Annotated in this window: 4 protein-coding genes and 1 pseudogene; 3 read left to right on the top strand and 2 right to left on the bottom strand. The window is 68.0% G+C overall.

The window, feature by feature from the left end; genetic code table 11:
• The coding region (locus tag ABZV00_RS15880; protein ID WP_355606378.1) for a low temperature requirement protein A at positions 1-746 on the bottom strand (746 nt) is incomplete at its 3' end.
• A gap of 614 nt (positions 747-1,360) precedes the next feature.
• Here ABZV00_RS15880 and ABZV00_RS15875 point away from each other — a divergent pair.
• The 3 genes from ABZV00_RS15875 to ABZV00_RS15865 all read left to right on the top strand — a co-directional run bounded on the left by ABZV00_RS15875 (position 1,361) and on the right by ABZV00_RS15865 (position 4,897).
• Positions 1,361-2,578 carry a low temperature requirement protein A gene (locus tag ABZV00_RS15875; protein ID WP_355606375.1) on the top strand — a complete coding sequence of 406 codons (1,218 nt, stop codon included), beginning with the start codon at positions 1,361-1,363 and terminating at the stop codon, positions 2,576-2,578.
• 582 nt (positions 2,579-3,160) lie between these two features.
• Entirely contained in the window at positions 3,161-3,769 is a 609-nt protein-coding gene (locus ABZV00_RS15870; RefSeq protein ID WP_355606372.1) for a hypothetical protein, read from the top strand.
• A gap of 276 nt (positions 3,770-4,045) precedes the next feature.
• Positions 4,046-4,897 carry a DeoR family transcriptional regulator gene (locus ABZV00_RS15865; RefSeq protein WP_355606369.1) on the top strand — a complete coding sequence of 284 codons (852 nt, stop codon included), beginning with the start codon at positions 4,046-4,048 and terminating at the stop codon, positions 4,895-4,897.
• On the opposite strand, the pseudogene ABZV00_RS15860 reads toward ABZV00_RS15865, so the two are convergent.
• Positions 4,869-6,196, bottom strand: a pseudogene (locus tag ABZV00_RS15860) (ISL3 family transposase). The gene ABZV00_RS15865 and the pseudogene ABZV00_RS15860 overlap by 29 nt on opposite strands.
• Positions 6,197-6,250: the final 54 nt, after the last annotated feature.

Here is a 6,250-nt window from a genome sequence, read left to right as displayed (position 1 = left end):
ATCCACCACAGCAGCACCGTGGTCGCGAACGCCACCACGACCGCCGCGCCGCGGGCCGCCTCGAAGCCGCCGCTGCTGAGCCCCAACCCCGTCACGAGAATCAGCTCGCCCAGCGCGATGATGAAGAACTGCCGATGCCGCTCGGCCTGGAACTCGCCCGAGACCGCAAACTCCGCCGCACCGGCGCGGCCCAGCCTCGGCATGGGCCAGCCGAGTCTGGCCACCGTGTAATCCACGGCCACCGCCAGCGCCCACAGCACCCCACGCGGCCAACCCTGCATGAGGGCGCCCGCGATCCACGGCACCGCCGACACGCCGAACCAGAACAGCACCCGCATCTCGGGACGCTGCCGCTCGTCGCCCCACGTAACGACCACGAGAAACAGGCTGCGACCGACCTGGACGGCGACGTACACGCCGGCGAAGACCAAGCCACGTCCGCCGAACGCCTCAGGCGCTGCGGCCGCCAGCACCAAGCTGCCGAACATCGCCCCGATGGCCAGCCGCCGTATCGCGGGCTGCCACGGGTCGAACCTGTCGGCTACCGCCGCCGACTGGGTCCACACCCACCACAGGGCGAGCAGCACCACCAGCGTCTGGAAGGCGCCGCTCCAGTTCAGATGCTCCCGCAGCCCTTGCGAGAGCCGGAAGATCGCGAAGACAAACACCAGGTCGAAGAACAGGTCCAGGAACGTCGCCCGCTGCTCATCCGATCCCCGCACCAGCCGGGCTGCACCACCCGTCATCGGTTCGCCCCGTTTCTGCCGCTTCTGCCAGCCTCCGAAACAGTCGTACCACCCGGCAGCGCTGGTGGATGCGGATGTGCTGCTGCGGCCTGGGGTCCAACGGCCTCGCCCGTGGCGGGCGACGGTAGAGGCCGATCAGTTCCTTCCAGCCGTCGCCGCCGTTCTGATCAGCTCGTCGACCTTGACCAGCCGTCGGGCCAGTGCCACAGGTGGCGGAGTGTTACCCAGGTCCTGATACCGATCTGTCATGCAGGTCCTGAGACACGACACGGGGCTTCCGGGGCTGCCGGCGGGGCTGCCGGCGTGTGATCCGTCAGCTGATGTGCGACGTAGCTCTGCCAGGTGATGTGCGACGGGTGGTCTAGGAAACTGAGGTAGCGATCCGCGGTCGCTGGCCTTTGATGCTACGGACTGGCTGGGTGGTGGTGCGTCGGACGACTTTGGTGTCGCCGTCGGTGAGTTCGATGGCGAGTGTTGTTTCGGAGACGGTCACGCTGACTGTCTGGTGCCGGTGGAGCCGACCGAGGGCGACCTTCTGGCCGGTGACCGTGATGATGCCGCTGTTGGAGGACGAAATCGGCGCGCGAGGACAGTCATCACGCGACCATGGGCGAATGGGGCGAGCATCGGAGCCGGCGCAGACCGGGGGCATCATGCGCGGCGAGGAGGACGCCCAGCAGGCCAGCTTCCTGGAGCTGTTCTTCGACCTGGTGTTGGTCTTCGCCCTGGTCGGGGTCGTCAGCCGGATGGGGCCGGACCTTCTCTCCGACAATGTGGGCGTGCGCTGGCTGTCGCTGCTGTACGCGGCCGTTCTGGCCCTGCCGTTGCTGTGGCTGTGGACGACCACCGCGTACGTCACCAGCCGGTTCGACTACCGCAACGGCTGGATTCAGCTGCTGGTCCTGGTCAGCGCGTTCGGCCTGCTGATCATGGCGACGTCCCTGTACGAGTTCGAGCAACACGGCGCCACCTTCGCCATCGTGTACGTGGTGCTGCACATCGGACGCCCCTTGGTGCTCCGGCCCCTGTTACGGGAGCACGAGCAGGTACGGGAGCTCTACACCCGCCTGGCCATCTGGGCCAGCATCTCCGGCGTCATTTGGCTCGCCGGGGCGGCGATGCGCGGAAACCTCCGGCTCGCCCTATGGTTGATCGCCATCACCGTGGACCTGGTCGTGGCGCGGGTCAGATGGCCGGTACCCGGCCTGGGCCGGCCACCGACCAGCGCGTGGGCGATGGCCAGCAGCCGATACCTCCCCGAGCGCTACCAGCAACTGTTGCTGATCGCGCTCGGCGAGACGGTGCTGTCCATAGGCCTCACCTACGCCACCCACCCCACCACGCTCGCCGCAAAGGCGGCCCTGGTGGTCACATTCGTGACGTCCGTGCTGATGTGGCGGATCTACTTCTATCGCGCGGGCCAGGTGCTGGCCGAGGCCGTCGAGATGTCGTCGAACCGGGCAGCTGCCGGCGGGATCGTCGGTGTGGCCCATCTGCTCATGGTTCTCGGCATCACCTTGGCCGCGGCCGGCGCGGAAATCGTGTTGGCGCATCCGGAGGGGCCCTCCGTGCCGGCCTGGCTCGTGGTCATCCTCGGCGGGCCGGCGATCTTCCTGTTCGGCCGCAGTCGGCTGGAACGGGTCGTCTTCAACCGGCTCGCCGTGCGCCGGCTCGTCGGCATCGGCGTTCTGGTCCTGCTGGCGCCGCCGCTGTTCTTCGGCCCGCCGCTGCTTGCCGCCATCGTCGCTGCGGTCGTGCTGCTCGGGGTCGCCGTTGCGGACGCTCGACGCGCCGCCGGCAGCCCACCAGAGGCCCCGTCCCCGTCTGCCTAGCGGAGCGGTCGGCATTCAGTCCGCGAGAGGTCCACGGACGGCCGGCGAGTGGTGAGAGACGCCGAAAGGTGTTTCCGTTACTACGAGCCCATCCGCGCTGCTTGCCGGGTCGCCCGTTTTGATCTCGTATCGCGCAGGTCGTGGCGACAGCAACGGCGACAGCAACCGAGGCCCGTTCCACCAGCCACAGGCAGGGCTCGACCGTCACGACGGCCGGGCCAGGCGGCGACGGGCCATCGGTCGGTGTATGCCTCTTAATCCGCGGGTTCGGGGTTCGAGTCCCTGGCGGCGCACCAGCAATAAAGGCTCTGGCCTGGTGGTTTCCCACCTAGCCAGAGCCTTTCTCGTGTCCTGCGACGATAGCTGGGTGCTCCATGGGCGCTCGGGAGCGATGGGACTGTTCCGGTTACCGGCGGACGTCGGGTTGTGGTCCTGGCCGCGGGCCGCCCAGGCAGTGGGGCGGCGCGATTTTCCGCCGGTGGGTGCAGGTCGAGGTGCAGTTGGTCTGAGCCTCCAAATCGATCTTGAGGCTGGCCGCACCGCCGCAGAGCAACTTGTGGATGTTGCGGGAGGATCCATGCCGTGGATGTCCCCGAGCTTCTTCGTCGAGCGGCCTGTCACGTACCCGCGCTGACTGCGGGCGAGGCCGGCACGACGCTGGCGGATGCGAACGAGTACCTCGACCACGATGAGTGGGAGGTGGCGCTGGACATCCTCGTGGAACTGGGCGACGCGTACGGGTCCGAGATCGCCTACTGGGACTTCCTCGCGAAGGCTGCCAGGATGATGTGGCTTGCGAGGACCGAGCGGTGGTGTCACTGGCGTCGGGCTGAAGTCAATCACGGGGTGATTCGGGCGGAGCTTCAGCTCGTGGCTCCGGGCGTCGTTGGCGGACGGCGCACCTCGGTTCCCGGCGATGGGCGCCTCCGCCCGCTGTGGGACATCGGCGATGTGACGGCGGCGGGCCACCCGGACCTTTATGTCGCCCGGATCTGGGTCGAGTCGCAGCCGGACCTTCAGCCCGGCGGGGGAGGGGTCGTCCGTCTGGCACCGCTGAGCCCCCAGCGGTGGCGGCGATTGTCAGCGGGCGACGTGATCACAATGCACGAACAGCGGCCGGTAGCCGGGACCGCGACCGTCATCGAGGCGGTTTTTCCGGCCGCCGATGACGCAGGGCGCGACGGAGAGTGACGCCCGGCGAATGCAGTGGCATCTCGGCGTAGCCCGGATCGCGGGCGGGTGACGTCACCCCCGGGGGTTGCAACCTTCGACGCTGCGAGTGACGTTTAAGATCAACTGAGGGCTGTCCGCTATGCGTGTTGGTGATGTTCTTGTGCTCGTCTCTTTGGGTGATTCGCTGAACAGTGATCTCCAAAATCCGCCCCAAAACCCCGATTAGAGGGCGAAGGCTCTCGGTGAGGCTATGAAGACGCTTGCTCCGCAGGCTCCGAGGGCATCTGCGCCCGTGTGGCTGATCTTCATCGCAGTCATGTTGGTCGCTATCGCCTTACGCTGTGTAGTGGCCGATTGAAATGGCTATGGGCCGTCGATGTGCCGAGGGATCATCAAGACATGGGTGACCGTGCGGCCGTGAGGCGGTTGTCGCCGCGGCGGTGGCGGATCCTGTCCTTCCTGGCTCAGCACGCTTCGGCGTCGACGTTGGATGTGGCGTTGGTCTGTGACGTGTCGCGACTGACGGCTCATCGGGACCTGGCCTGGCTGCATGAGTCGGGGCTGGTGCGCCGCGAGCGCTCGAAGGAGGACCGCACTCACACCTGGTGGTACGAGATCACGGCCGAGGGTGCCGAGGTGGTGCGCGGCGACCTTGTGGCCTCGGGGCGGCCTGTGCCTCTGCAGCTGGGCCGTCGGCTACCCAGTGCGGCAGACGCTCTGCTGTTCCTACCGCTGGTCGAGGTGTCGCGGCGGAACCCGGGGCGGTGCGAGCTGTTCCAGTGGCTGGCGACCATGGAGACCTCGGCGTGGTTGCGCCAGCACGACCTGGCGCAGCTGCGGGCCGACGGCTACGGCGTCTGGCTGGAGGACGGGCGGTGCCTGCGTTTCCTGGTGCATGTCGACCGTGGCGCGATCGGTGACGTTGTCGCCGAGCATGAGCGGCGGACGTCGGGGCTGGGTGGACTGCTGACTGGCTATCGGCGTACCGACCGAGTGGTGCCGGTCGGAGCGGTCCTGATGATCGTTCAGGACGCCGAGCGGGAAGAGCAACTGCTGGCCGACCTGGCCCGCGGGCCGCTGCGGGCATCTACCGCCACGACCACCATAAACCGGCTCTTCACAGACCAGCGTGTAGTCGTGGCCTGAAGCCGCCGGTCTCGAGCAGGGACCTGGCGATGTAGTTGGTGATGTTGCGGAATCCGAGCGCGGAGCCGCGGAGGTGTTCGAGCCGTCCGTTGATCGCCTCGGTCGGGCCGTTGGATGTGCCGGGCCGGTCGAAGTAGGCCAGCACGTCGTCGGCACGCTTCTTCAACGTCCGGCCCAGCGTGATGACCTCGCTCAGCACGGCCGGGACGCCGGCGCTGACCGAGTCGATCAGCGCGGTCATCAACACGCGGCCACGAGCTCGGTCGGGCTCTCGGTAGGCCGCGATCATCCGCTGGTAGATCCCCCAGGTCGCCTCGACCTGCACATGGTCATCGACCGCGAACAGCGCCCGCAGACGGCTGCGCTGCTTGTCGGTGAGGAGGTCGGCGCCGGTTTGCAGGGTCCGCCGCGCCGAGTAGAGCGGGTCGCCCTTCATGCCGCGGTGACCGTGGATGGCTTGCTGGACCCTGCGTCGGCACCGGTCGAGCGCGTCGCCGGCCAAGCGGACCACGTGGAAGGGATCCATCACCGCGACCGCGTCAGGGAGCTCTTCGGTGGTGGCGGTCTTGAAGCCGCTGAACCCGTCCATCGCGACGACCTCGACCGCGTCACGCCAGGCGTCGGTGCGGGCGACGAGCCAGGTCTTGAACACTTGCTTGGAGCGGCCCTCGACCATGTCGAGGAGCCGTGCTGGGCCTGTCTTGTCGCGGATCGGGGTGAGGTCGATGATGACCGTGACGTACTTGTCACCACGGCTGGTGTGGCGCCAGACGTGCTCATCGACGCCGACGACCCGGACGCCGTCGAACCGTGCCGGGTCGTCGATCAGGACCCGCTTGCCCTCGGCGAGGACTGCGTCGTTGGCGGTGTTCCACGCGACGCCGAGACCTTCGGCGACCCGGGCGACGGTGAGGTGTCCGACCACAATCCCTTCGAGTGCCCACCGCAGCCCGCGCCGTGACAACTTCGACCGGGGCTCGGCCACCTGGGAGGTGTCCTGGCGCCAGACATGCCCGCAGCCACCGCATCGGTAGCGGCGGATCGTGACCAGCAGCGTCGTGGGCCGCCAGCCGAGCGGCTCGTGGGCAAGTTGCCTGGTGACCGTGTCCCGGGGGTCCCTTCGCAGCCGCAGCGGCGGCACCATTGGTCGGGTTCGAGGACCCGGCACGCGAGGACCGCGCGGTCGGGCTCGAGGCGTTGGCCGGTGACGACGAGGCCGAGCTCGTCGAGTCTGCAGAAGGTCGTTAGATCGGGGTGGGCGAACGCGTGCGAGCGGTCGCCGACGGTAGCGTCGGGCACGGTGGCGGTTCTTTCAGGATGAGCGTGTAGGAGCCTTTCCCTCTGGAAACCTCG

Origin of the sequence: Micromonospora sp. NPDC005173 (genome assembly GCF_040608515.1) — a bacterium.
In the GTDB taxonomy this organism is placed as follows: Bacteria; Actinomycetota; Actinomycetes; order Mycobacteriales; family Micromonosporaceae; genus Micromonospora.
This window is presented reverse-complemented; position numbering and strand designations above follow the sequence as displayed.

Bases quoted from the DNA above. Each gene is read 5' to 3' on its own strand.
- ABZV00_RS15875 (WP_355606375.1), top strand. From the start codon at position 1,361: ATGGGGCGAGCATCGGAGCCGGCGCAGACCGGGGGCATCATGCGCGGC.